Source organism: Halorubrum trapanicum, from assembly GCF_017873555.1.
Taxonomy (GTDB): Archaea; Halobacteriota; Halobacteria; order Halobacteriales; family Haloferacaceae; genus Halorubrum; species Halorubrum trapanicum.
In genome coordinates this window covers 74,811-97,538 of record NZ_JAGGKE010000010.1, presented here as the reverse complement: position 1 = coordinate 97,538, position 22,728 = coordinate 74,811, and the positions used below count along the sequence as shown (strand labels likewise).

The window sequence follows — 22,728 nt, the reverse complement described above, 5'->3', positions numbered from 1 at the left end:
CTCGGTCCCGAAACCCGTCGGCTCGGCTCGCGTCGCCTACCGCTCGCCGTCGAACTCGCCGAACCGCTCGTCGAAGACGGCGATCACGCGGCGCTCGATCTCGTCGCGGATCTCGCGGACCGCCTCGATCGGCCGCTCGCCCGGGTCGTCGAGGTCCCAGTCGTCGGTGTCGACGGTCTCCAGTTCGAGCGTCGAACACCCCATCGTGGCGACGAAGTCCGACTCGGCGAGCGACTCGTCGGAGATCTCTCTCGGCGTCCGGCCGTTCGCGTCGAGACCGACCTCCGAGAGCGCCTCGATGACGACGTCGTGAACGGCGTCCGCGGGGGCGGTGCCGCCGGTCCGGATCTCGACGCGGTCGCCGAGCCCGCGCCGGTCGCGCTCGCGCTCCGCGAACGCGGTCGCCATCTGGCTGCGCCCGGCGTTGCGGACGCACATGAAGGTGAGGACGGTCTCCGCGTCGGTCGTCTCGTCGGTCGGTCCGCCGTCGGTGGTGTCGGTGGGATTCGTCATCGTGGGGAGTGTGTCGTTCGTCGGTCGCGAACCGCCCGCCGCGGTGCGAACGGCGCTCGTCGGTCGCGAACCGCCCGCCGCGGTGCGAACGGCGCTCGTCGGCCGCGAACCGCCCGCCGCGGTGCGAACGGCGCTCGGCGGGTCGGCCCGCTCAGTAGATCAGCTCGTCGTCGTTCTCGATCATGTACAGCGTCCGCGCCGCGACGTTGACCGCGTGGTCCGCGACCCGTTCGAGGTCGCGCACCGCGAGCAGCGCCTGCGACACCTCGTCGAGCGAGGCTTCGAGCGCCTCGCCGTCCGTCGGAGCCGGCCCGTCTCGGGCCGCGTTGCGGGCGCGGTCGGCCTCCAGCAGCTCGCGGACGACCGCCTCGCTCGCCTCCCGACAGCGCTCGTCGAACGCGTCGTCGCGGGCGGCGATCTCGCGGCAGGCGTCCGGGTCGCGCGCCGCGTAGGCGGCGACCGCGTCCGCGACCATCTCGCGGGCGCCGTCCCCGAGGTCGCGCACGTCGACCGCGGTGTGGACGCCGCCCTCCGGACCGCCGTACGCCGCGACGTTCGTCGCGAGGTCGGCGACGCGTTCGAGGTCGGTGATGATCTTGAACGAGGCGGCGACGAGCCGGAGGTCGCCGGCCACCGGCTGCTGGAGCGCCAGCAGTTCGGTACACTCGTCCTCCAGGGCGAGGTACGTCTCGTTGACCTCGTGGTCGCTTTCGATCACCGACTGCGCGAGGTCGTCGTCGCCGGAGACCGCGGCCTCGATCGCGTCGTCGAGCCGGTCGCAGACGGTCTCGCCCATCGCGACCACGTCCTCGCGGAGCTGATCGAGCCGCTCCTGGTAGTTCTCTCGGGGCATCTATCCGAACTTCCCCGTGATGTAGTCCTCGACGCGCTGTTCCTCGGGGTCCTCGAAGATCTTCGCGGTGTCGTCGTACTCGACCAGCTCGCCGCCCGTGAGGAACACGGCGGTCCGGTCCGAGATCCGGGCCGCCTGCTGCATGTTGTGCGTGACGATGATGACGGTGTACTCCTCCGCGAGGTCGTCGATCAGGTCCTCGATCTTCGAGGCCGCGACGGGGTCGAGCGCCGAGGTCGGCTCGTCCATCAGGATGACCTCCGGGTCGGGCGCGATGGCCCGGGCGATACAGAGCCGCTGTTGCTGGCCGCCGGACAGTTCGAGTCCAGAGGAGTCGAGCTGGTCTTTCACCTCGTCCCACAGCGCGGCCCCCTTCAGCGACTCCTCGACGCGCGCGTCGACGTCGCCGTCGTACCCCTGGATCTTCAGGCCGTACGCGACGTTGTCGCGGATCGACTTCGGGAACGGGTTCGGCTTCTGGAACACCATCCCGATCTTCCGGCGCAGGGCGACCGGGTCCACGTTGGGACCGTACACGTTCTTCCCGCCGAACTCCACGTCGCCCTCGACGCGGCAGATCTCGATCATGTCGTTCATCCGGTTGATACACCGGAGGAACGTCGACTTGCCGCAGCCGGAGGGACCGATCAGCGCCGTCACGCGCTTCTCGGGGATCTCCATCGTCACGTCGTCGATAGCCTGCTCGTCGCCGTAGAAGACGTTCAGGTCCCGCGCCGCCACCGCGGTTCCGGCGGCGGGCGCCGCGCGGTCGTCGTTCGAGTCCGCCTGTACCTCCGTCGTGATCAGTGAGTCGTCTGTTGTCGTGTTACTCATGTTAGCTCCCCCGTTCCGCGCGGTTCCGCAGTAGAATTGCCGACCCGTTCATGCCGACGAGGATGATAAGCAGCGTGATAACCCCTGCGGCGACGACGCCGTACCGGAAGTCGGCCTGCGGGAAGCCGGCCCACGTGTAGATCTGCATCGGCATCGCGCTGAACCGGCTGAACAGGCTGTCCGGTGCCCTGAACACCGTCGTCGCCGCGCCGATCATGATGAGCGGCGCGGTCTCGCCGATCGCTCGGCCGAGCGCGAGGATCGTCCCGGTGAGGATCCCCGGCATTGCCTCGGGCAGGACCACGTTCTTCGTCGTCTGCCAGCGCGTCGCGCCCATCGCGTCCGAGCCGCGCCGGAGGTCGTCCGGCACCGACCGGATCGCCTCCTGCGCGGAGATGATCGTGATCGGGAGGATGAGAAGCGACAGCGTCAGCGCCGCGGTCACCGCCGTCCCGATCCCGAGTCCGAGGAGGTTCGCGAACAGCCCCAAGCCGAGGAGACCGTAGACGACCGACGGGACCGCCGCGAGGTTCGCGACGTTGACCTGGAGTATCCGCGTCAGCGTGCCGAGCGGGCCGCTCTCCGGCGTGTACTCCTCCAAGAAGACCGACGTGCCGACGCCGAGCGCGAACGACAGCACCGCGACCATCGCGATGATGATGACGGAGCCGACGATGGCCGGGTAAAGACCAGCCTCCGACGGGGTTCGAGAGGGAGCCTCGGTGAGGTACGACGCGTCGAGCCACGGGTCGGGCGCCGGGACGCCCAGCGCCTCGACGATCAGCGCACCGACTATCACGCCCGCGGCGAGGAGGAACGGGAGCGCGAGTCCGACGACGCCCTCGCCGACGTCGACCACGCGGGAGACGTACGCCGCGGTCGGTACGCCGGTCAAAACGAGCACGAGGAGGACGGTGGGAGCCGGCAGTCCGGCACCCGCGGCGAGGAACCCCCCCGCGGTCGCGACGGCGAGCGGAAGTCCCCCGACGAGGACTCCGGCAGTTCGCCCGCTGCGGTCGGCGACGAGAAGCGCCCCGGCGGCCGCGACCGGGACCGCGATCGTCCAGAGGTAGATGATGAGGTCCGACGGGTACGTCGCGACCACGTCGCGGAGGAACACCGCGGCGGTCAGCCCGACGAGACCAACCGGTGCGGCCGCGGTTCGCGCTCGCGGCGCCGACCGGACCCGGCCGAACGCGTACAGCCCGACGGCCGGAAGGACGCCGAGCGTGTACGCGAGGAACCACAGCAGCGCGTCGAACACCAAGAACAGCGTGCCGACCGCGAGACCGATTGCGACCCCGCCGACGAGCCGCCCGAGGAGTCCGAAGCCGACCGCGCCGAGCCGACCGCGGCTCCCGACGTACGCGAGGTACGCCGTGGTGGGAGCGGCGACGACGAAGAGGTACGCCAGCTGCCAGTTGAGCCGCGGGATCGGCGCGACGAACGCCTCGATCGCGGAAAACAGCGCGGCGACGACGACGAGCCCGCCGCCGAGCGCCCCGAGCGCGCGTCGAGTGACTTCCGGGTCGTTCGCGCTGTACAGGCAGAACGCGAGGAAGGGACCGACGAGGGTGAGGAAGTAGGTCAACAGCCACTCGGGGCTGGCGTTCGCCAGGTCGAAGGCGTCGATCGCGACGTACACGAGCAACACGCCGAGCGCGACGAGACCGAACACGCTCGCGCCGAACGAGAGGTACTCGAAGGCGATCCCCCGCACTCGACTGACCTCGCCGAATCCGTCCGCGTTCGGGTTGTCGGTCGCCATCAGTACTCCTCCCGGTAGCGTTGCGCGATGATATCACTGATCACGTTCATAACGAGCGTTACCGCGAACAGCGCGAGACCGAGCGCGAACATGGAGTTGTACGGGAGCGTGCCGCCGGTGAGGTCGCCGCCGGTGATCTGGACCATCGCGACCGTGATGGTCATCCCGGACTCCAAGAGGACATCGGCGGGGTTGATGAACGGAATCCCGAAGGCCGCCTCCTGAATCTCGGGCATCCGCGCCTGTGCGCCCATCGCGACGACGACGATCATCGTCTCGCCGATGGCGCGGGAGACGGCGAGGATGTACGAGGAGGCGATCCCGGAGATGGACGCCGGGACGACGATCCCGGTCGACACCTCGAACTTGGTCGCACCGAGCCCGTAGCCGGCCTGCCGGAGCTCGTCGGGCACCGCGCTCATGGCGTCCTCGGAGATCGACGACACCATCGGGATCGTCATGATTCCGACCATGATCGACGCCGCCAGCGCGTTGAAGGTACTCATCTCCGGGAACAGCGTCGCCTTCAGCGCCGGCGTGATGTACACCAGCGCGAAGTACCCGTATACGACCGTCGGGATCCCCGCGAGGATCTCCAAGAGGGGTTTCAGGATCGACCGGGCGTTCGGGGTCGCGTACTCGCTGAGGTAGATGGCGGTGAGCGTCCCGATCGGGATCGAGATGAGCGCCGCCGTGAACGTCACGGTGAGCGTGCCGATCAACAGCGGGATGATACCGAACGCCTGCCCGCCGCCGGCCGGGTTCGGGCTCCAGTTGGTGCCGGTGAGGAACTCGACTATCGATATCGACCGGAAAAACACCACGGCGTCCGACAGGAGGGTAACGAAGATCGCGGCCGTCGTGAGCAGAGTGATCGCCGCACACGCCGCGAACAGGCCGCCGTAGGTTCCCTCCTTCAGTCGTGTGAGTCCGCCCCGCCGGGTCAGGTCGGGACTCTCTGTGCTGTCAGTCACGAACGGTGGGGTATCGAACGCAGCCGTAAATCAATACACCGGTTCATCGCGCCGACTCAGCCCTGCGCCTGCTCGATGGCGTCTTCGAGGATGCTCATCTGCTCCTCCTGCGTCTCCTCGGTGGCGGGCACGTAGCCGACGTCGCCGGCGACGAGGTCCTCGTTGGTCGTCTGCTCGACGAAGTACCGGGCGAACTCCGCGATGTGTTCCTCGCCCAGCGACTCGATCGACGGGTAGGTGAACAGGGGCCGAGACAGCGGGGTGTACTCGCCCGAAGAGGCCGTTTCGAGGCTCGGCTCGACCGGCCCGTCGCCGTCGTCGATCCCGAGCGCCTTGAGCTGGTCGGGGTTCTGGAAGTAGTACGCGAACCCGAAGTAGCCGATCGCGTACTCGCTGCCGGCGACCCCCTGCGCGATCGTGTTGTCCTGCTCGGTCGCCTGGTAGTCGCCGGTGTGGCCGTCCTCGCCGAGGATCGCCTCGATGAAGTAGTCGTACGTGCCCGAGGTGTCGGCGGCGCCGAACCGCTCGATCTCCTCGTTCGGGAACTCGTCGCGGATCTCGTCCCATGTCTCGGCGGCGTCGGAGCGCCAGATCTGCGCGAGCTCCTCGGTCGTGAGCGAGTCGATCCAGTCCGCGTCGGGGTTGACGACGACGGTGAGCGCATCGGTCGCCGCGATCAGCTCCACGTACTCGACGCCGTTCTCCTCGCACAGCGCCTCCTCTTCCGGCTGGATCGGGCGGCTCGCGTTGTTGAAGTCGGTGTCGCCCGTACAGAAGAAGTTCGAGAACCCGCCGCCGGAGCCGGTCGAACTGATGTCGGGGTCGACGTCCGGATGCATCTCGGCGAAGTCCTCCATGACCGCGCTCATCAGCGGGAACACCGTGCTCGAGCCCGCGATGTTTATCGGACCCGACAGGGAGCTATCGCCGTCGGAGCCGTCCCCCCCGTCGGAACCGTCGCCACCGTCGGAGCCGTCCCCGCCGTCCCCGCCGTCCGTGCTCTGCGTACAGCCCGCGAGGCCGAGCGCCCCCGCGCCGGCGAGCGCCGCGAGTGATTTCCGCCGTGTGATCCCCGCTGTGTCCGCGTCGTGGCTGGAAGCCATCACCAGATGGTGGACGAGTTCCGGTTAAGTAGTATGCTATGAGGAGTACAGGGCGAGCCGTACCGCCCGGTACGGCTATGCTCCGACATATAGAATATATATCCGTATATAGACGATGCGGTCGCGGCCGACGGGTCGAGAGCGACGACGGGGGAGCGCTTCTCGGCGTCGAGTCCGCCCGCGAACCGTGACGTGGTTTTAAGTCCCCGTACCGGGAGAAGCCGGACGAATGACGCCTCCCACGACCGACGGGCCGCCGGCGCCGACGACCTCCCGGGAGGAGGCGTGGGTGGCTCACGCCGCGCTGCTCGACGCCGCGCAGAGCGCGACCGACGACGACGCCCCGTACCACCGGCCGATCGAATCGATAGAGCGAGGGACGGCGCTCGACGACGAGGGGGTCGCCCTGCTTCGCGACGCGCTCGTCGATTACCTCGGCGACGCGCCGGTCCGCGACCGCGCCCCCGGGCGGGCGCTGCTGCGTCGCACCGACGACGCGGCGGACGCGCTGTCGGGGCGCGCGTAGATTCGGCGGGCGGACGAAAAACGGTCCCCGACCGCTACGACCCGGTCTCCACCGCCTCGATCAGGAGTTCCGCGACGTCGACGACCTCCACGTCCTCCTCGAAGTTCCCCGTCTTCCGCCCGTCCTCGAACATCGTCGTACACATCGGGCAGGCGACGACGAACTTCTCGATATCGGCGCCCGCGTCGGTGTCCTCGACCGCCTCGCGGAGGCGCTCCTCGCTCGGCTTGACCGCCTCGTCGTGTTCGGTCCAGAGACCGCCGCCGCCCCCGCCACAGCAGAACGAGTCGTCGCGCGAGCGCGGCATCTCGTACAGGTCGGCGCCGGTCGCTGAGATCAGCTCGCGGGGCGCCTCGTACTCGTCGTTGTACCGGCCGAGGTGACAGGGGTCGTGGTAGGTGACGGTGTAGTCCAGCTCGTCGCCGGCGAGGTCGAGCCGCCCCGCCTCGACCAGCTCCTCGACCACCTGCGTCCAGTGGAACACGCCGATTTCCCCCTCCGAGTTCCACGGCTCCTCGCGCTCGAACGGCATCATCGGGTCGTCGGCGAACTCCGCGAAGTCGACCTCGGGGTACTCGTTTTTGATGGTGTTGTAGGAGTGCGGGTCCGTACAGACGACGTTCTCGAACTCGCAGTCCGCGAACGTCTCGACGTGGTGACCCGCTAGTTCGAGGTAGAGGAACTCCTCGCCGATCCGGCGGATGTCGTTGCCGTCGGTCTTCTCGTCGTCGAATAAGATGCCGAACGACACGTCGGCCTCGTCGAAGAGGCGAGCGAGCGCGCGGGCGACCTTCTTGTTCCGGTCGTCGAAGCTCGGGTAGTCGCCGACGTACCAGAGGTACTCGACCTCGTTTTCGCGGGCGTCCGGGACCTCGACGTCGTCGAGGGCGTCGGCCCAGTCGCCGCGGTTCGCCTGGGACTCGCCGAAGGTGTTCCCTCGCTGCATCACGTCCTGGAACACGTCCTGGAGGTTCGAGTCGACCGCCCCCTCGTCGACGAGCTGGCGGTTCATTTTCGTGAACGAGGTGAGGTGCTCGATGTCGACCGGGCAGGCGTCCATGCAGGCCATACAGGACAGACACGACTCCATCGACTCGGCGTCGATCACGCCGCCCTCGTCGGCGACGATGGGGACGGTTCCTCCGTCGGAGGCGGCGGCGGAGTCGGCCACGCCGCCGTCCGCGCTCGCGACGCCGCCGTCGGTCGCCATCGTCCCGCTTCCGCCGCTCCCCGCCACCGGGTCGTCGCTCACCGACTCGCGGTACGACTTCAGGTCGAGGATGACGTCCCGCGGGTCGAGGTTCCGGCCGACCGTGTCGGCGGGACAGGCGTCCGTACACCGCCCGCACTTCGTGCAGGCGTCGCCGTCGAGCAGCTCCTTCCAGGTGAAGTCGTCGAGCGACTCGGCGTTGGTGTGATCGAGGTCCGCGGGGACGTTCGGGAGCCGCGCGCCCGCCCGCTCGTCGCGGGCGACGACGTTCGCGAACGAGGAGATCATGTGGAACGGCTTCGCGTACGGGATCCACGCGACGAACGCGAACGCCAGAAGCGAGTGGCTCCACCAGAGGACGCCGTAGACGGTCTCGGCGCCCGCGGTCGTGAGTCCGGCCGTCTCCAGTCCGGTCGCGAGCGCCATGCCGACGAAGCTCACCGTCTCGGTCGCCCGCTGGGGCTGTCCGACCATGCTCACGCCCTCGACGAGGAAGCCGCCGACCCCGAGCAGGAAGAGGGTCCAGACGAACGCGTCGTCCTCCAGCGAGGTGTGTTTCCCCCACAGCCGCCCGTCGCGGGACCGGTAGCGGCGGAACCCGGCCATGCCGACGCCGACGACGAACAGCAGGCCGAACGCGTCGACGGCGAACTGGTAGGCGAGGTAGAACTCGCCGACCCAGAACGACTCGCCCGTCAGCGGGCGGTAGAGGTCCATGTCGATCCCGAGGATCGTCGTCGCGACGAGGAGGACGAGGAACCCCCACAGCACGAACGTGTGCATCACGCCCGCGTACAGGTCCCCGTCGAACTGGTTCTCGTTCGAGAGGACCGTCTTCGTCGCCGCGACGACCCGACCGGGGAGGTTCGACAGTCTGTCTCGCGGGTCCGCGCTCCCGCGCGCGTACGCCGCGAACCGCGCGTAGACGCCGTACAGGAACACGCCGATCGCGAGGGCGGCGAGCCAGTAGAACGCCGCCTTCCCCACCGGACCGATGGTCCAGAAGGTTTCCCGGGTGGCCGCCTGTAGGGGAGTCATGATCGATCACCCGGATACGGTCGGGTTAAAACTTGCCACAACGCGGAGGTCGTCGCTCGCCGTTCACGCGGTTTCGGATCCCGGCGCCCCACCGTAGTCGCCGACCGGGCGCGCCTCGCGCGCGGCGTCAGACGACTCGCAACACCGCGGCAGCGAACATCGACGCGGCGAGCGCCAGCGCCGGGGCGTCGACGCGCCGGAACGCTAAGCGCGGGAGCGTCGGGTTCCACGCGAAACACCGGGCGACGAGTGCGGTCCCAAGGCGGTCGGCCCGAGAGAACGCCCGCGAAAGTCCGCCGACCGCGACCAGTCGCATCCGCTCGCGGCGGGAGCGCTCCGCGCCGAGCCGCGCTCGGACCGCCGCGCGCGAGGCCGCGAGGTCGCGTTTCAGCAGGGGGAGAAACCGGAAGACGAGCGCGACGCCGACCCCGAGGAACACGCCCGGACGCCCGGGGATCGTCCGCTGGACCGCCGCGCGCGACTCCCGGACGGGGGTCGATCGCACGTACGCGGCCGCGACGACGAGCAGCAGGAAGACGCGGTAGCTCGCGAGTCCCGTCACGGCGGCGCGCTCGACCCGAAACCACGGCGCGCCGAGCGTCGCGCCAGCGACGACGGGGGCGAAGAGGAGGACCGGGAGCGCGACCCGATAGCTCCACAGATCCCGGATGCCCCCGTCGGCGGCGAGCAGGCAGCCGACGGCGACGAGGGTGAGAAGGGCCAGTCCCCGGGGCGTCGTGTACGCGTACGCGACGGCCGCGAACGCGACCTGGACGAGCAGCTTCGACCGCGGGTCGAGCCGGTGGGCGAGCGAGTCGCCGGGGACGAAGGATAGCGTCATCCGGTCGGCTTTCCGAATTCGCCGCCCTCTGGCACCCGTACGTCCAGCCCGGGCAGCGCCGAGACCGCCTCCCGCGGCGGCGCGTCGACCGCGATCCGCCCGTCTGCCAGCCCGACGATCCGGTCGGCGAGCGCGGCCACGTCGCGGAGGTCGTGCGTGACGACGACGACGCTCGTCCCCTCGGCGTGAAGCGCTCGGAGTCGATCCACGACCGACCGCCGGGCCGGCTCGTCGAGACCGGTGAACGGCTCGTCCAACACGAGGTGGTCCGGCTCCATCGCGAGCGCGCCAGCGATCGCGACGCGCTCGCGCTCGCCCCCGGAGAGGGAGTCGATCCGCTCGCGCTCCCGACCCGACATGTTCACGGCCGCGAGCGCCTCGTCGACCCGCCGGTCGATCTCGTCGTGGGAGAGGCCGAGGTTCTCCGGACCGAACGCGACGTCGGCCCCGACGGTCGCGGCGACCAGCTGGTCGCGGGGATCCTGAAACACCATCCCGACCGCCGAGCGCGCGGCGACGAGGTCCCCGTCGACGGGAGTCCCGTTCACCGAGACCGTCCCGGCGTCCGGATCGACGAGGCCGTTGAACGTCCTGACGAGGGTGGTCTTGCCCGAGCCGTTCGCGCCCGCGACGACGAGGAACTCGCCGTCGGGGACCGAGAGGGAGGCGTCGTCGACCGCGACGGTGCCGGTAGCGCCGTCGTCGGCGTCGCCATCGGAATCGGCGTCACCGTCGTCTCCTCCCTCGCCCGCGCCGCGGCCGTACCGACACGTGACACCGTCGAGTTCGATCACGGTCGCACCTCGCGTGTACTCACGAGCGCCTCACGCCGCGGCGATCGCGTCGGACCTGACGACGCCGACCGCGGCGGCGATCTTCAGGGCCTCGGCCGGGAGGAACGCGGCGGCGCCGGCGGCGATCGCCTCGACCGGGCCGAGCGACAACACCAGCATGAGACCGGCGACGCCGAACCCGTAGATGACGACGGTCCCGAGGACCATGGCGCCGACGAGAACGGGGAGACCGACGGAGTCGAGGTCGCGGAGCGTCGCGCCGCGGTGGACGACCGCGCCGACGACCGCCGCGGCGATCGGGTACGACCAGAGGTAGCCGGCCGACTGCCCGACGAGCTGGCCGACGCCGGCCGACCCGCCCTCGAAGACGGGCGCCCCGAGCGCCCCGGCCGCGAGGTAGAGGACCAGCGACGCGCCGCCCCACACCGGACCGAGGAAGATCCCCGCGAGGAAGACGCCGAGCACCTGAAGGGTCACGTCCACCGGCGAGACCGGATTCTGGAACGTCACGTACGCGAACGCCCCGACGATCGCCGCGAACAGCGCGGCGCGAGCGAGGTTCGTCGCCGCCTCGTCGCCGACGAGGTCGACGGACTCCGTGTTCGTAGCCATGGCTGAACGGACTCGTAAACTCACTTCAACGTAGCGGTTTACGAGTCCGGAGCGGGCGAGGGTGAAGCGACACACAGCCGTTCCGAGCACCCGTAGACTCTCCCGATAATCCTCAGATAATAACGTTCATGCCCGCCCGGCGTCCACGACGCGAGTATGCCCAAGATAAGCGTCGAGATTCCGGCGGAGCTGCTCGCCGACCTCGACGATCACGTCGGCGACGACGGGAAGTTCGTGAACCGCAGCGACGCGGTGCGCGCCTCGATCCGTAAGAACCTCGACCTGCTCGACGAGATCGACGCCCGCCACGACCGGCTCGACGAAGACGCGCCGTCGACCGCGGCCGGGTCGGCGACCGAGGCGACGGTCGGCGATTCGGGGACGAGAGGGTCGGCGGAGGAGACCGATGAGTAGCCGAACCGCGAGCGGCGAGGGCGGTCCCTTCCGACCCGATCCGCTGGACCGGCCGGCGGTCGCGGCGGTGGCGCTCATCACGCTGTTCACGGTCGCGCTCGCGACCTCGCAGCTCACCGCCGCGAAGGTGCTCGCGCTCCCGCTCCCGTTCGCGCTGCCGGTCGTCGGCCCGGAGATCACCCTGCCGGGCGCGGCGCTCGCGTACGCGCTTACGTTCCTCGCGTCGGACTGCTACGCGGAGCTGTACGGCCGGCGGGCGACGCAGGTCGTCGTCAACGTCGCGTTCCTCGCGAACTTCCTCGTGTTAGCGCTGGTGTGGTCGACGCTCGCGGCGCCCGGGGTCGACCCCGAGGTGTCGGCCGCCTTCCAGACCGCGCTCGGGCCGGCGGCGAACATCGTCGTCGGCAGCCTGCTGGCGTACGTCGTCAGCCAGAACTGGGACGTGTTCATCTTCCACGCGATCCGCGACCGCACCGGGGAGCGCATGCTGTGGCTCCGTAACCTCGCGTCGACGGCGACGAGCCAGGCCATCGACACCGTCATCTTCGTCGGGGTCGCCTTCTACGCCGCGCCGCTGCTGCTCGGCGTCGGGCCGGTGTTCGACCCGCCGGCGCTGCTCGCGCTCGGACTCGGCCAGTACCTCCTCAAACTCGCCATCGCCGTCCTCGACACGCCGGTCGTTTACCTGATCGTCGGCGCGGTCCGGGACTGATCCAGAGCGGCCGCGCTCGGTCCTCGTTCGCTCCGTTTCCCTCGGCTCAAGCGACCGCCAGCGCCCGCGCCGGACGGTCGGGGAGGTCGGCAGGCACCTGCTCGACGGAGTCGCCCGCGTCGCGGGTGACGAAGAGGCCGCGGTTCGAGAGCGCCCAGATCGCTCCGGCGGCGCGACCGGACGCCAACACGGCCCGATAGGTGCCCTCTCCGGTCGGAAACCCGCGGTCGTCGAGCCGATCGAATCCCTCGTTGCGGCGGTAGCGGTACAGGTGCGCCTCGCCGCGGCGGTGGGCGGCCGTCGCGCTCTCCGCCGCGCTGACGAGCGCCGTGTCCGGGTCGCCGGGGTCGACCGCGAGCCCCCAGACGTAGCCGCGATCGAGACCGGCGTCGCGGACGCGCCACGAGTCGCCGCGGTCGTCGCTCTCGGCGAAGCCGTCGCCGGCGGCGGCGTAGACGCGGTCGGGCGCGTCCGGGTGCGTCGCCATCGCGTGCGTGTCGCGGCGGGACCCCGGCGGGCGGTCGGTCCACGTCTCGCCGCCGTCGGGCGTCACGACGAGCGCGCCCGCCTCGATGCCGAGCAGCCACCGCTCCGGGTCCGCCGGGCAGGGTTCGATCCACCGCACGTGGTGCGTGTCGGGACGGGGCGGGAACGACCACTCGTCGGCGGAGGGGAGATCGGTCAGCCCGCCGACGCGCTGAGCCGTCTCGCCGCCGTCCGCGGAGCGGTACGCCCGCGACGGCTCCGTGCCGATCCAGACGACCGCGGGGTCGTGCGGGCTGGTCGCGACCGCGGTCACCCCGTCCGGGCCGGACCCCTCGGGACCCAGCGTCGGGGCGGCCGCCCGGCAAAACCGCTCCCCGCCGTCGACGGAGCGGAACAACCCGGCGTCGAACGTCCCCGCGAGGACGCGCGGCGCGCGGTCCGCAGTTTCTCCCGCCTCGTCGGTCGTATCGGGGGTCGCGACGGAGAGGCACTCGACGCGCTGGCCGGACAGGCGCGTCTCGACCGCGCCCGTCTCGGGGTCGACGATCCGGAGCCCGTCGTCGTAGGCCGCGTAGACGCGCATGGGTCGGAGTTCGGCCGGGAGGCTCAAAAGCGTACGCCGGGCTCCGGGAAATCCGAGTTGTCGGCGCGGCGACGCCGTGACGCCGCGACCCGGGGTTCCACGAGCGCAAGAGACTTACCGCCCGCTCCCGTGCGAACTGTACACATGGATCTTCGCGTCCAAGGGGACGTTCCCCCCGACCCGTTTCTCGGCGCCGCGGACCTCTTCGAGACCGAGCGCTCCGTCGAGTCGCCGGTCCGCGTCGTGGTCCGCGAGGACCCCGACGAGCGGACCTGGGCCGGCCACTACGACGACCACCACGTCCTGAACGTCTCGCGGCGGGCCGCCACGAGCGCGATGGCGCGCGAGCTGGCGATCCACGAGCTCGCGCACATGGCGCGCTACGAGGAGGGCCACCCATCGCACCTCCAGTCGACCGAGGAGGCGCTGTACCTCGGGCTCTCCGGCGAGGAGGTCGAGCGCCGCAAGCTCGCGCACTGCTACCAGATCGCGAACCACATGAAGGACATCTACGCCGACGACATCACGCTCTCGGTGGCGCCCGCGGACAAGCTCCTCGGCTTCCTCGAGTCGACGCTGGCGGCCGCGGTGGCGGACCGCCCCGACGTGTCGCGCACCGGCTCGCCGCCGGTGACGGCCGGCGCCGACCCCGAGATCACGGCCGTCAACGCCGCGTTCGCGCTCGCCCTCGTCGAGCGACACGACATCGCCGGACCCGATCACCGGATCTACGATCTCGCGCGCGCGGCCGGCAGCGACACCGACGCCGTCGACGTCGACGCGTTCAAAAACAGATTCCTCGACCTCGGCCACGACCCCTCCGAGAGCGACTATCGGAAGGCGCTCGTCGCGGCCGCCCGCGCCTACGCCGTTTAAAAACGGAACGCGGCACACGGACGGCCGAATTGCGGGCTACGCCTTTTTGAGGCGAGGCCGACCACCGCGATTGTTATAAACTGAATTGCGGTGGCGCGTGCCGCCGAGTGGCCGCCGAAGGCGGCTGCGAGTAGTGAGAGACCTTCGGTCTCTCTGACAGCCGGCGGCTTCGCCGCCGGCGAGAGCACGCGCGAGGGAGTCGCTGGCGCCTAGCGCCACCGACGAGGCTGGGGAGGCGTAAGGCGCGGTTGCTGTGCTGGGCGTTCCCGCGCAGCGAAGCGAGCAGGAACGTCTTCCGGAGGGGCGGGACTCAAAGGGGCAGTCGCGAGGACGAAAACGCGCGACGTAAGCACTGGAGGGAGCGAGCAACGCGAGCGACTGAAGCGCGCAGCCAGCGCATCAAGCCCTTGCGGCTGGGGCTTTGGAGGCGTTCACCGCCGAGTCTCCGGCAGCCGCTTGCGAGTGACCGACCGAGAATCCGAGATCCGTCTCTCGCTATTCGTCCAGTGAAAGCGCCGCGAGCAGCGACTCAAGCTGGACCTGCTCGTTGGCGCCCTCGGCGATCCGGTAGTCGGCCTCGCCGATGCGCTCCATGAGCCGCACCGCCTCGCGCTCGCTCAGCTCGAACTCCCAGACGGAGCGGTGGAGCTGGTCGATCACGTCGCCGCCGGCCATCCCGGTCTCCGTGAGGAGCGTGTCGAGCGTCGAGCGCGCCCGCGCGAAGTCGCCGTTCAACGCGTCGGTCACCATCGACTCGATCTCCTCGGGTCGGGCCGTCGCCGTGATCGCGTACACCGCCTCCTCGTCGACCACGTCGCCGGTCGTCGCCGCGGCCTGAAGCGAGTTGATCGCGCGACGCATGTCGCCGTCGGCCGCGTACACGAGCGCGTCGATTCCCTCGTCGGTCACCTCGATCTCCTCGGCGGCCGCGATCTCGCGGATCATCCCGCCGACCGCCTCGTCCGAGAGCGGCGAGAACCGGAAGACGGCGCAGCGCGACTGGATCGGGTCGATGATCTTCGACGAGTAGTTACACGAGAGGATGAATCGGGTGTTGTCGGAGAACTGCTCCATCGTCCGGCGGAGCGCTGCCTGTGCATCATCCGTGAGGCTGTCGGCCTCATCAAGAAACACGATCCTGAAGTCGCCGCCGAACGAGGAGCGCGCGAACCCCTTGATCCGGTCGCGCACCACGTCGATCCCGCGCTGGTCTGAGGCGTTGAGTTCGAGGAAGTTGCCGCGCCAGTTCTCCTCGCCGTACACCTGTCTGGCGATGGCGGTCGCCGCGGTGGTTTTTCCCACGCCCGCAGGTCCTGAAAAGAGCAGGTGGGGAACGTCGTCCTGATCGATGTAGCTCTGAAGCCGCTCGACGGCCTCCTCCTGGCCGTGGATGTCGTCGAGGGTCTGGGGCCGGTACTTCTCGATCCAGATCTCCCGCCCGGTCGCGGTCGCAGCCGCCTGCTCGTCGGCCTCGCTCATTGCCCGATCCGAGGGTCGGCGGGGTGATAAACGAACCGAGAACGGACGGGCGGCGGAACGGATCGCCGCCGGAGCGGACGGGCGGCAGAACGTATCGCGGGCGTCGGCTCAGGCGAACTCGTCGATCGGCTCAGGCGAACTCGTCGATGAGTTCGGGCACCACGTCGAAGAGGTCGCCGACGATCCCGTAGTCCGCGATGTCGAAGATGGGGGCGTTCGGGTCGGTGTTGATCGCGATTATCGTGTCCGACCCCTTCATCCCGGCGACGTGCTGGACCGCGCCGGAGATGCCGATCGCGATGTACACGTCCGGCGTGACGACCTTCCCCGACTGGCCGACCTGCCGGTTCTTCGGGAGCCAGCCGTTGTCGACGATCGGCCGCGAGGCCGACAGCGTCGCGCCGAGCGCGTCCGCGAGGCCCTCGACCAGTTCGAGGTTCTCCTCCTCCTCGATGCCGCGCCCGACCGAGACGAGCACGTCGGCGTCCGCGATGTCGACGTCGCCGCCGCCGACCTCCTCGAAGCCCGTGACGCGGGCGCCCGACTCGGGGATGTCGACCTCGACCGACTCGACGGTCGCGTCGCCGACGCCCTCCGCGGGCGGCCACTCGCCGCCGCGGACCGTGAGGACGAACCGGTCGCCGGCGACGTCGACGGTCGTCTCGACCTTCGAGCCGTACATCTCGCGGGTGACGGTGAGCCCGTCGTCGTACTCGATTCCGACCGCGTCGGTCACGATCGGGACGCCGAGGGCCTCCGCGAGCGCGGGCGCGTAGTCGAGTCCGTTGACGGAGTTCGGCACCACCACCGAGCCGGCGTCGAGCCGCTCCGCCAGCGTCGAGACCGCCGCCTGGTAGGCGTTGTGGTCGAACTCCTCGCCGTCGGCGACGGCGTGGATCCCGTCGACGCCCTCGCGGTTCAGGTCCTCCGCGAACCCGTCGACGTCGCCGCCGATCACGGCCACGTGGAGGTCGCCGCCGCGAGCGTCGGCGAGCTCTCGGCCGGCCGTGATCGCCTCGTACGAGACGTCTCGGAGGTCTCCGCGGCGGTGTTCGGCGACGACGAGCACGCTCATCACGCGCCCACCCCCTTCTCGCGGAGGACCTCCGCAAGGCGACCCGCGGACTCCCCGGCGTCGCCCTCGATGATCTCCGCGTCGGACTCGCTCTCCGGCTCGTACATCTCGGTGATCGTCAGCGCGCTCTCCACGTCCGCGGCGGTCACGCCGAGGTCGGCCAGGTCCGTCGCGGCGATCTCCTTGCGCTGCGCCTGTCGGATCCCGCGGAGGCTCGCGTACCGCGGCTCGTTGAGACCGGTCTGGACCGTCAACACCGCGGGGAGGTCCACGTCGGTCAGCTCCTCGACGCCGCCCTCCAGCTCGCGGTGGACGTGCGCGACGCCCGCGTCCGCGTCGACGTCCAGGTGGTTGACGACCGCGGCGTGTTCGAAACCGATCCGCTCCGCCAGCGCGACGCCGGTCGCGCCGAACCCGGTGTCCGCCGCCTGAACCCCGCCGAGGACCAGGTCCGGCTCCTCTTCCGCGACGACCGCCTCGAACAGGTCGACCTTCGAGGCGACGTCCGGGAACGACCCCTCCAGCGAGTCGTCCCAGACGCGGACCGCGCGGTCCGCGCCCTTTGCGAGCGCCATCCGGATCGTCTCCTCGGCGCGCTCGGGACCGATAGTGACGGTCACGACCTCGTCCGCGACCCCCGCCTCGGCCAGTTGGACGGCGGCCTCGACGGCGTAGTCGTCCCACTCGTTGAGGTCGTACTCGAGGTCGGACTCGGCGATGTCGGTCCCCTCGATCGCGAAGTCGTCGTCCGCCTCCGCGACCTCCTTGACGGTTACCAGAACTTTCATGATCGATACTCGGTCGTTCGCCCTGTAATGATTTTCGGAACGGTCGACCGCGGAACAACGGTTTCCGGGACCTCCGGCGGAGCTTCAGGCCCGGGTTCGGGGATCTCAGTCGCCGACGCGGTCTCCGTCACCGCTTTCGCCGTCCCCACCACCGCGCTCGCCTTCCTCGTCGTCGGGCAGCGAGATGAGGTTCTCGCGCCCGAGCCGGAGCTTCTCGACGCGCCTCTCGTCGGCCATCGCCGAGAGCAACTGCGACACCTTCGCGTCCGACCACCCGGTCTCGGCGACGATGTCGGCCTGCCGCATCCGGCCGCCGTTCTCGTCGAGGAGCCGCTCGACGCGCTCCTCGTCCGAGAGCAGCGAGAGGTCCGGCTCCTCGGTGTCCCCGTCGGTCGCCTCTTCGGCGTCGGTTTCGGGCGCTCCAGCCGTGTTCGGGTCGGCGACGGGGGTGCGACCGCCTCCGCTCGTCGCTTCGCTGTCGCCGGTCGCCGCCGGCTCGTCGGCATCGTCGTCCTCGGCGCTGACCCGGCGGTACCCGACGACGCTCCCGGCGACGAGGGTCGCCGCGAGCAGGACCGCGGCCATCACCATCCCCCACGGCGGCGTGCCCGCGGGACCGTAGACGATCACCACGGGTTCGCCCCCGTCGAACGTCTGGGGACCTTCGATGATCACGTCGCCGTCCGAGAGCCGCGTCACGGCCGTGCTCGGCGTTCCGGTGACGGTGTACCCCTCCGGGGTCGCCACCTCCAGGGTCTGGGCCGATTCGAGGCTGCGCAGCCAGGTCTCGTTGCCCGGCGTCGTCAACGCGTCGCCGAGGACGAGGCTCTCGCCGTCCTGATCGAGGAACGCCGTCCAGGTGAACGTCAACCGAAGTTCGCCGACTGCGACCGCATCCTCCGTGGCGACGTCGAACTCGTCCGGGTTCTCGTGGACGACGACCTCGCGGTCGACATCGTTGATCTCCATCGACCGGTCGACGTTTCGGTTCGCCTCGCGGCGGAGTCCCTCGAACAGCTCGGCGTCCGGGCCGACCTCGCCGGTACGGAACCGCTCGCCCGCGGTCTCGAACGTCTCCGTCTCGTTTTCGTCCGCCAGCGAGTACCGCACGGCCACGGTCCAGTCGGCGCTGCGGTCGGGGTTCAGTTCGAGCCGGATCTGCGTCGCCGAGGGCGACGTGATGGCGTCGGCGGTCTGCTGTCGAAGCGCCTCCGATCGGCGCTCGAGCGACTCGGCAGGACGCGGCGCGTCGCCGTCGACGGAGGCGTCGGGCGGAGCGTCGTCCGCGTCGAGGGTGGAGGGAGCCGTGACCGCGCCGCCGACCGCGCCGCCTGCGCTCGCGATCAACGCGAGCGCGACGAGCACGACCAGAAGCGCGCGAAGGGCGGGGTTCCGCATACGTCTCGGGTCACTCGCGCGCCGGGCAAAACGCTTTCCATACGCTATTTTTTGACAGGACGCTCCACCGAATCTCCCCGTCACATTTGCGGACGCGACCGATTCCGTCGCCGCGTCGATTCTGCCCGCCCTCGCGGGCGCTCCCGACGTCCGCTCGCAGTAGGTGGATTTTTTGTATCGCGGGGCGAACCGGCAGACGATGAGAGCCCTCCCGATCGCCGTCGTCGCGGTCCTGCTGCTCGTGGCGCCGGTCGCTTCCGTCGCCGCACCGGGCGCCGCCTCGCCGCCCGCCGAGTCGGTGTCGTCCACCGATTCGACCCTCTCCGCCGGTTCGGCGTCGTCCACCGGTTCGGCGTCGTCCACCGGTTCGACACCCTCGGCCGGTTCGGCGTCGCCGGTCGCCGGACAAACGTCGACACCCCAGATAGACCGAGCGAATCTCACGCTCCGGACGCTGTCGACGCCGTCGGGTGCGGAGACGCGCGTCAGCACGTACACCCGCGGTCCCGACCTGGGCTCCTCGCTCGGCTTCGCCACCGCGGACGCCGACGCCGCCGTCGAGACCGCCGCCGTCGTCCGTCGGATCGAACGCGCCGAGTCGACCGTCGAACGCCAACAGCAGATCCTCGCGGAGATCAACCGCGTCGAGCGCGCGGAGGTGGCGCTCAACAGCCAACAGGCGAACGCCTTCACCGCGCACGCAGCCGGGGAGCTGTCCGACCGCGAACTGGTCGACGAACTCGTCCGCGTGTCCGCGACCGCCCGCGAGTACGACGAGCGCCTCGACGAGCTGGACGCGCTCGCCGAGGCGACCGACGGCTTCAGCTCGCCCGGTCGGCTCGACGAGCTTCAGGTGGCGTTACAGGTGTACGAGGGTCCGGTCCGCGACACCGCGCTCGCGACCGCCAGGGGACAGTCCCCGCCGACCGACATGTACGTCGCGTCGAGCCAAGGCGCGGTCGTGCTCGCGACCGTCACCGACGGCGAGTACGTCCGCGAGGTGTTCCGGACCGACCGCTGGGACCGCGGCGGCGGTCCCATCTCGAACGACCTGGCGATCGAAGTGACCGAGGCGGCGTACCCCGAGACGGCGTCGCTCCGCGAGCCGGACGCGTTCGGCGCGGGCGCCGTCCAGCGGATCACGATCCCGCACGAGTTCGGCACCCTCCGAACCTTCGTCAGCGGCGGTACCGAACAGGTGTTCGTCGAACACCAGCGGATCGATCTCGCCGCGTTCCCCGACAGCGAACCGGTCTCGGAGAGCGGTGACGGGTTCAACGTCACCGTCGAGCGGACCTACCCCGGGGGACCGGTGACCGTCACCGTCCTCGACGACGAAACGGGCGACCCCGTCCCCAACGTCACCGTCACCAAATCGGTCGGCGACGGCGACAGCCAAGCCATCGGAACGACCGACGCGGCCGGCGTCGTCCGGACGCTCTCGCCGGCCGAGACGTACCGCATCACGGTCGTCGACGAGCCTCGCGTCGTCGTCGGCGGCGACATCGAACCGCTCCCGACGCCGAGACCGATCGGCGACGAGTGAGCGTCTCTTCCCGGGCCACCCACGCCCGGTTTCGATCCCCTCGTCTCGGTCCGCTCCGTCGCTCCGCGGGCCGACCGCCGCTCGGTGAGCGACTCCTTTTATACGAACCCGCTCCAACGCCGCCGTGTCATCAGTCGTTCGTCACGCCGGTCGCGGAATGGCGCCCGTCGCGGGCGTGTTGCTGATCGCGATCACGGTCGTGCTGGCCGGAGGCGTCGCGACCGCCGCGCTCGACGGCCCGAGCGCGACGGTGCCGCCGTCGGCGGTGTTGTCGCTGTCGGCGACCGACGACCGGATCGCGATCGACCATCGCGGCGGCGACCCGATCGACGTCGCGGACGTGACGGTCCGCGTCCGCGTCGACGGCGAACCGCTCGACGAGCAGCCGCCGGTCCCGTTCTTCTCGGCGGCCGGCTTCCGCCCCGGCCCGACCGGTCCGTTCAACGCCGCCAGCGACGACGCGTGGCGCGTCGGCGACACGGCGACGTTCCGCGTCGCCGGGACCAACGACCCGACGCTCGAACCGGGGCGGACGGTCGCGGTCGAGATCACGGCCGACGGACAGCCGATCGCGTCGCTGGAGACAGTCGTCGAAGCGGGGTGAGAATGCGCCGGGGACGGCGGGTTATTCCGCGTCGGGCGCCGCCGGGTCCGCGTCGGAGCCGGCCGCGTCCGACCCGTCGCCGCCCGGGACCCGGGCGACGGTCGTGATCGCTCGCGGGCTCTGGGGCGTGGCCCGCTGGATGTGGTGTTCGAACTCCTCGTAGCCGGCCGCCTCGAACATCCGGTCCGCCTCGTCGGCGTCGTAGAACAGCATGATCGCGTCGGCCACCCGCTGGAGGATCGGGTTGTGCGGGTAGTCGGGACCGACGACGAGCACCTGTCCCCCGGGCTTCGCGACGCGGTGGAGTTCCCGGAGCCCCTCGACGGGGTTAGGCCAGTACTCGATGGAGCCGGACGACCAGACCACGTCGAACGTGTCGTCGCGGAACGGGAGCCGCTCGGCGTCGCCGCGGTAGAAGTTCACGCGGTCGCGTTTCCCGAACTTCTCGAACGCCTTCTCCATCTGGTGGACGCTCTGGTCGAGACCGTGGACGTCGTCGGCGTGTTCGAGCAGTCCCTCGGTGCCGAACCCGGTGCCACACCCCACGTCGAGCACCGTCGGGTCGGCGCCGAACTCCAGCCACGAGAGCGCCTCAGCGCGCATCTCCTCGCTCCAGTTGAAGCGGTTGACCCGGTCGTACACCTTCGAGAGGTACTTGTAGAAGAGCCGGGCGTTCGACTTGTCCTCGAGGATCCCCATTTACCGGTTCGTTGGGCCGCCCGCCCCATAACGACACGGATCCGCGGGCGACGAGCGTCCCCTTCGGCGCCTCGCTTCCGACCGCCTTTTCCGCGCTCCGCCCCACCGTCGGGTATGGACCCGACGACGAGCGGCCGGTTCCGCGTCCACGACCGCCGCCAGCGGCCGGACATCGACGACGGCGCGGGCGCGGTCGCCGACGCCGCCGCGGCTACCGACTCCGTCGACGCCGAGGAGTTCGTCCTCGTCGAGATCGCGGACGAGCCGGTCGATCCGACCGACCCCGACGTCGCCGACCGGTACGACCCGCTCTACGCGACCGCGGACGGGTACGAGGGCGACCTCGCGGACGCCGTCGACGCGCTCCGGCCCGGTTTCGTCGTCGACGCGACGCTGGCGTGGACCGACGGCTCCGCTCGCTTCCGCGAGGTCGAGGTCGTCCGCGAGACGCGGTTCCGCTTCGCGGACGAGGTCGAGGGGATGTTCGAGGCGGCCGTCGAGACCTGGAAGCAGATCCGCGCCGAGGGCGAGCCGGTCGGCTCGATCACGACCCGGTCGAACGACGGCGACCCCAACGGCGCGCTGTACCTCTTCGCGGACGGTCCCGGCAGCGACGCCTTCGAGGAGGTGCGTACGGGCCGGCTCCCGATCGAGCCGCTCGTCGCGCGCGTGAACGACTCGCGGGACGACGACGACCCGCGGGAGGTGTTCGTGTTACGCCCCGCGGCACACGAGTTCGTCGCCGTCTACGTCGTCTTCGACCGCGACGGCGTGCTCGCGCAGACCGTCCGGGACACCTACGACCTCGGTCCGGGTCTCGCCGCCGGACTCGACGCGAGCTACCCCGGCGGCGGAGACGGCAGGGACCCCGCCGTTCCCGCCGGCTCGGACGGTTCGGACGGCTCGGACGGCTCGGACGGTCCCGACGACGACCTCGACGGCGGGGACGACTTCGACGCACTCGACCGCCTGTAGGCGCTTTCTCCACTCTCGCGACCACCG

The 22,728-nt window shown here is 70.3% G+C and carries 23 protein-coding genes; 7 read left to right on the top strand and 16 right to left on the bottom strand.

Going from position 1 to position 22,728, the window contains the following annotated elements; all coding sequences use genetic code 11:
- Nucleotides 1-36: 36 nt before the first annotated feature.
- From J2744_RS11720 to J2744_RS11695, 6 genes are all read right to left on the bottom strand, one after another.
- Entirely contained in the window at nucleotides 37-513 is a 477-nt protein-coding gene (locus J2744_RS11720) for an arsenate-mycothiol transferase ArsC (RefSeq protein ID WP_210113536.1), read from the bottom strand.
- 151 nt (nucleotides 514-664) lie between these two features.
- Nucleotides 665-1,366, bottom strand: coding sequence for a phosphate signaling complex protein PhoU (gene phoU / locus J2744_RS11715; protein ID WP_210113535.1), 702 nt, complete (start codon nucleotides 1,364-1,366; stop codon nucleotides 665-667).
- Entirely contained in the window at nucleotides 1,367-2,200 is an 834-nt protein-coding gene (gene pstB / locus J2744_RS11710) for a phosphate ABC transporter ATP-binding protein PstB (protein WP_210113534.1), read from the bottom strand.
- Between the two features lies 1 nt (nucleotide 2,201).
- Nucleotides 2,202-3,968, bottom strand: a complete 1,767-nt coding sequence (gene pstA, locus J2744_RS11705; protein WP_210113533.1) for a phosphate ABC transporter permease PstA — start codon at nucleotides 3,966-3,968, stop codon at nucleotides 2,202-2,204.
- The gene (gene pstC / locus J2744_RS11700; protein WP_210113532.1) at nucleotides 3,968-4,942 is read right to left on the bottom strand and encodes a phosphate ABC transporter permease subunit PstC; all 975 of its coding nucleotides are present in this window, start codon (nucleotides 4,940-4,942) and stop codon (nucleotides 3,968-3,970) included. Before pstC ends, pstA begins: the two co-directional genes overlap by 1 nt.
- Nucleotides 4,943-4,998: 56 nt before the next feature.
- Nucleotides 4,999-6,045, bottom strand: a complete 1,047-nt coding sequence (locus J2744_RS11695) for a PstS family phosphate ABC transporter substrate-binding protein (protein WP_210113531.1) — start codon at nucleotides 6,043-6,045, stop codon at nucleotides 4,999-5,001.
- 229 nt (nucleotides 6,046-6,274) lie between these two features.
- Here J2744_RS11695 and J2744_RS11690 point away from each other — a divergent pair, with 229 nt between their 5' ends.
- Nucleotides 6,275-6,571, top strand: a complete 297-nt coding sequence (locus J2744_RS11690) for a DUF7853 family protein (protein ID WP_210113530.1) — start codon at nucleotides 6,275-6,277, stop codon at nucleotides 6,569-6,571.
- A 34-nt stretch (nucleotides 6,572-6,605) separates the two neighbouring features.
- On the opposite strand, the gene J2744_RS11685 is transcribed toward J2744_RS11690, so the two are convergent.
- The 4 genes from J2744_RS11685 to J2744_RS11670 all read right to left on the bottom strand — a co-directional run bounded on the left by J2744_RS11685 (nucleotide 6,606) and on the right by J2744_RS11670 (nucleotide 11,066).
- Complete coding sequence (locus J2744_RS11685) at nucleotides 6,606-8,819, bottom strand: (Fe-S)-binding protein (protein WP_210113529.1); 2,214 nt, start codon at nucleotides 8,817-8,819, stop codon at nucleotides 6,606-6,608.
- Between the two features lie 127 nt (nucleotides 8,820-8,946).
- Nucleotides 8,947-9,660 carry an energy-coupling factor transporter transmembrane component T family protein gene (locus J2744_RS11680; protein WP_210113528.1) on the bottom strand — a complete coding sequence of 238 codons (714 nt, stop codon included), beginning with the start codon at nucleotides 9,658-9,660 and terminating at the stop codon, nucleotides 8,947-8,949.
- Nucleotides 9,657-10,454: an energy-coupling factor ABC transporter ATP-binding protein gene (locus J2744_RS11675; RefSeq protein ID WP_210113527.1), complete on the bottom strand. Its 798-nt coding sequence runs from the start codon at nucleotides 10,452-10,454 to the stop codon at nucleotides 9,657-9,659. The genes J2744_RS11680 and J2744_RS11675 overlap by 4 nt, the downstream gene beginning before the upstream one ends.
- A gap of 30 nt (nucleotides 10,455-10,484) precedes the next feature.
- On the bottom strand, nucleotides 10,485-11,066 hold the full coding sequence (locus J2744_RS11670) for a biotin transporter BioY (protein WP_210113526.1): 582 nt from the start codon (nucleotides 11,064-11,066) through the stop codon (nucleotides 10,485-10,487).
- Nucleotides 11,067-11,222: 156 nt separating this feature from the next.
- On the opposite strand from J2744_RS11670, the gene J2744_RS11665 reads away from it, so the two are divergent.
- Both J2744_RS11665 and J2744_RS11660 read left to right on the top strand, forming a co-directional pair.
- Nucleotides 11,223-11,480 carry a ribbon-helix-helix domain-containing protein gene (locus tag J2744_RS11665; protein ID WP_210113525.1) on the top strand — a complete coding sequence of 86 codons (258 nt, stop codon included), beginning with the start codon at nucleotides 11,223-11,225 and terminating at the stop codon, nucleotides 11,478-11,480.
- Nucleotides 11,473-12,192, top strand: a complete 720-nt coding sequence (locus J2744_RS11660) for a queuosine precursor transporter (protein ID WP_210113524.1) — start codon at nucleotides 11,473-11,475, stop codon at nucleotides 12,190-12,192. Before J2744_RS11665 ends, J2744_RS11660 begins: the two co-directional genes overlap by 8 nt.
- Before the next feature lie 46 nt (nucleotides 12,193-12,238).
- Here the strand turns inward: J2744_RS11660 and J2744_RS11655 are convergent, their stop codons facing one another.
- Nucleotides 12,239-13,261: a WD40/YVTN/BNR-like repeat-containing protein gene (locus J2744_RS11655; protein WP_210113523.1), complete on the bottom strand. Its 1,023-nt coding sequence runs from the start codon at nucleotides 13,259-13,261 to the stop codon at nucleotides 12,239-12,241.
- A 144-nt stretch (nucleotides 13,262-13,405) separates the two neighbouring features.
- On the opposite strand from J2744_RS11655, the gene J2744_RS11650 reads away from it, so the two are divergent.
- On the top strand, nucleotides 13,406-14,137 hold the full coding sequence (locus tag J2744_RS11650) for a DUF5781 family protein (RefSeq protein ID WP_210113522.1): 732 nt from the start codon (nucleotides 13,406-13,408) through the stop codon (nucleotides 14,135-14,137).
- Between the two features lie 495 nt (nucleotides 14,138-14,632).
- On the opposite strand, the gene J2744_RS11645 is transcribed toward J2744_RS11650, so the two are convergent.
- From J2744_RS11645 to J2744_RS11630, 4 genes are all read right to left on the bottom strand, one after another.
- A complete protein-coding gene (locus tag J2744_RS11645) occupies nucleotides 14,633-15,616 on the bottom strand; it encodes a replication factor C small subunit (RefSeq protein WP_210113521.1) in 984 nt (327 codons plus the stop codon).
- A 130-nt stretch (nucleotides 15,617-15,746) separates the two neighbouring features.
- Nucleotides 15,747-16,694, bottom strand: a complete 948-nt coding sequence (locus tag J2744_RS11640) for an electron transfer flavoprotein subunit alpha/FixB family protein (RefSeq protein ID WP_210113520.1) — start codon at nucleotides 16,692-16,694, stop codon at nucleotides 15,747-15,749.
- On the bottom strand, nucleotides 16,691-17,479 hold the full coding sequence (locus J2744_RS11635; RefSeq protein ID WP_210113519.1) for an electron transfer flavoprotein subunit beta/FixA family protein: 789 nt from the start codon (nucleotides 17,477-17,479) through the stop codon (nucleotides 16,691-16,693). Before J2744_RS11635 ends, J2744_RS11640 begins: the two co-directional genes overlap by 4 nt.
- Before the next feature lie 105 nt (nucleotides 17,480-17,584).
- The gene (locus J2744_RS11630; RefSeq protein WP_210113518.1) at nucleotides 17,585-18,877 is read right to left on the bottom strand and encodes a helix-turn-helix transcriptional regulator; all 1,293 of its coding nucleotides are present in this window, start codon (nucleotides 18,875-18,877) and stop codon (nucleotides 17,585-17,587) included.
- Between the two features lie 199 nt (nucleotides 18,878-19,076).
- Here J2744_RS11630 and J2744_RS11625 point away from each other — a divergent pair, with 199 nt between their 5' ends.
- Complete coding sequence (locus J2744_RS11625; RefSeq protein ID WP_210113517.1) at nucleotides 19,077-20,423, top strand: DUF7094 domain-containing protein; 1,347 nt, start codon at nucleotides 19,077-19,079, stop codon at nucleotides 20,421-20,423.
- A 157-nt stretch (nucleotides 20,424-20,580) separates the two neighbouring features.
- Nucleotides 20,581-21,027, top strand: coding sequence for a type IV pilin (locus J2744_RS11620; protein WP_210113570.1), 447 nt, complete (start codon nucleotides 20,581-20,583; stop codon nucleotides 21,025-21,027).
- Nucleotides 21,028-21,048: 21 nt separating this feature from the next.
- On the opposite strand, the gene J2744_RS11615 is transcribed toward J2744_RS11620, so the two are convergent.
- Nucleotides 21,049-21,726 carry a methyltransferase domain-containing protein gene (locus J2744_RS11615; protein ID WP_210113516.1) on the bottom strand — a complete coding sequence of 226 codons (678 nt, stop codon included), beginning with the start codon at nucleotides 21,724-21,726 and terminating at the stop codon, nucleotides 21,049-21,051.
- 114 nt (nucleotides 21,727-21,840) lie between these two features.
- On the opposite strand from J2744_RS11615, the gene J2744_RS11610 reads away from it, so the two are divergent.
- Nucleotides 21,841-22,701, top strand: a complete 861-nt coding sequence (locus J2744_RS11610; protein ID WP_210113515.1) for a DUF6663 family protein — start codon at nucleotides 21,841-21,843, stop codon at nucleotides 22,699-22,701.
- Nucleotides 22,702-22,728 lie beyond the last annotated feature (27 nt).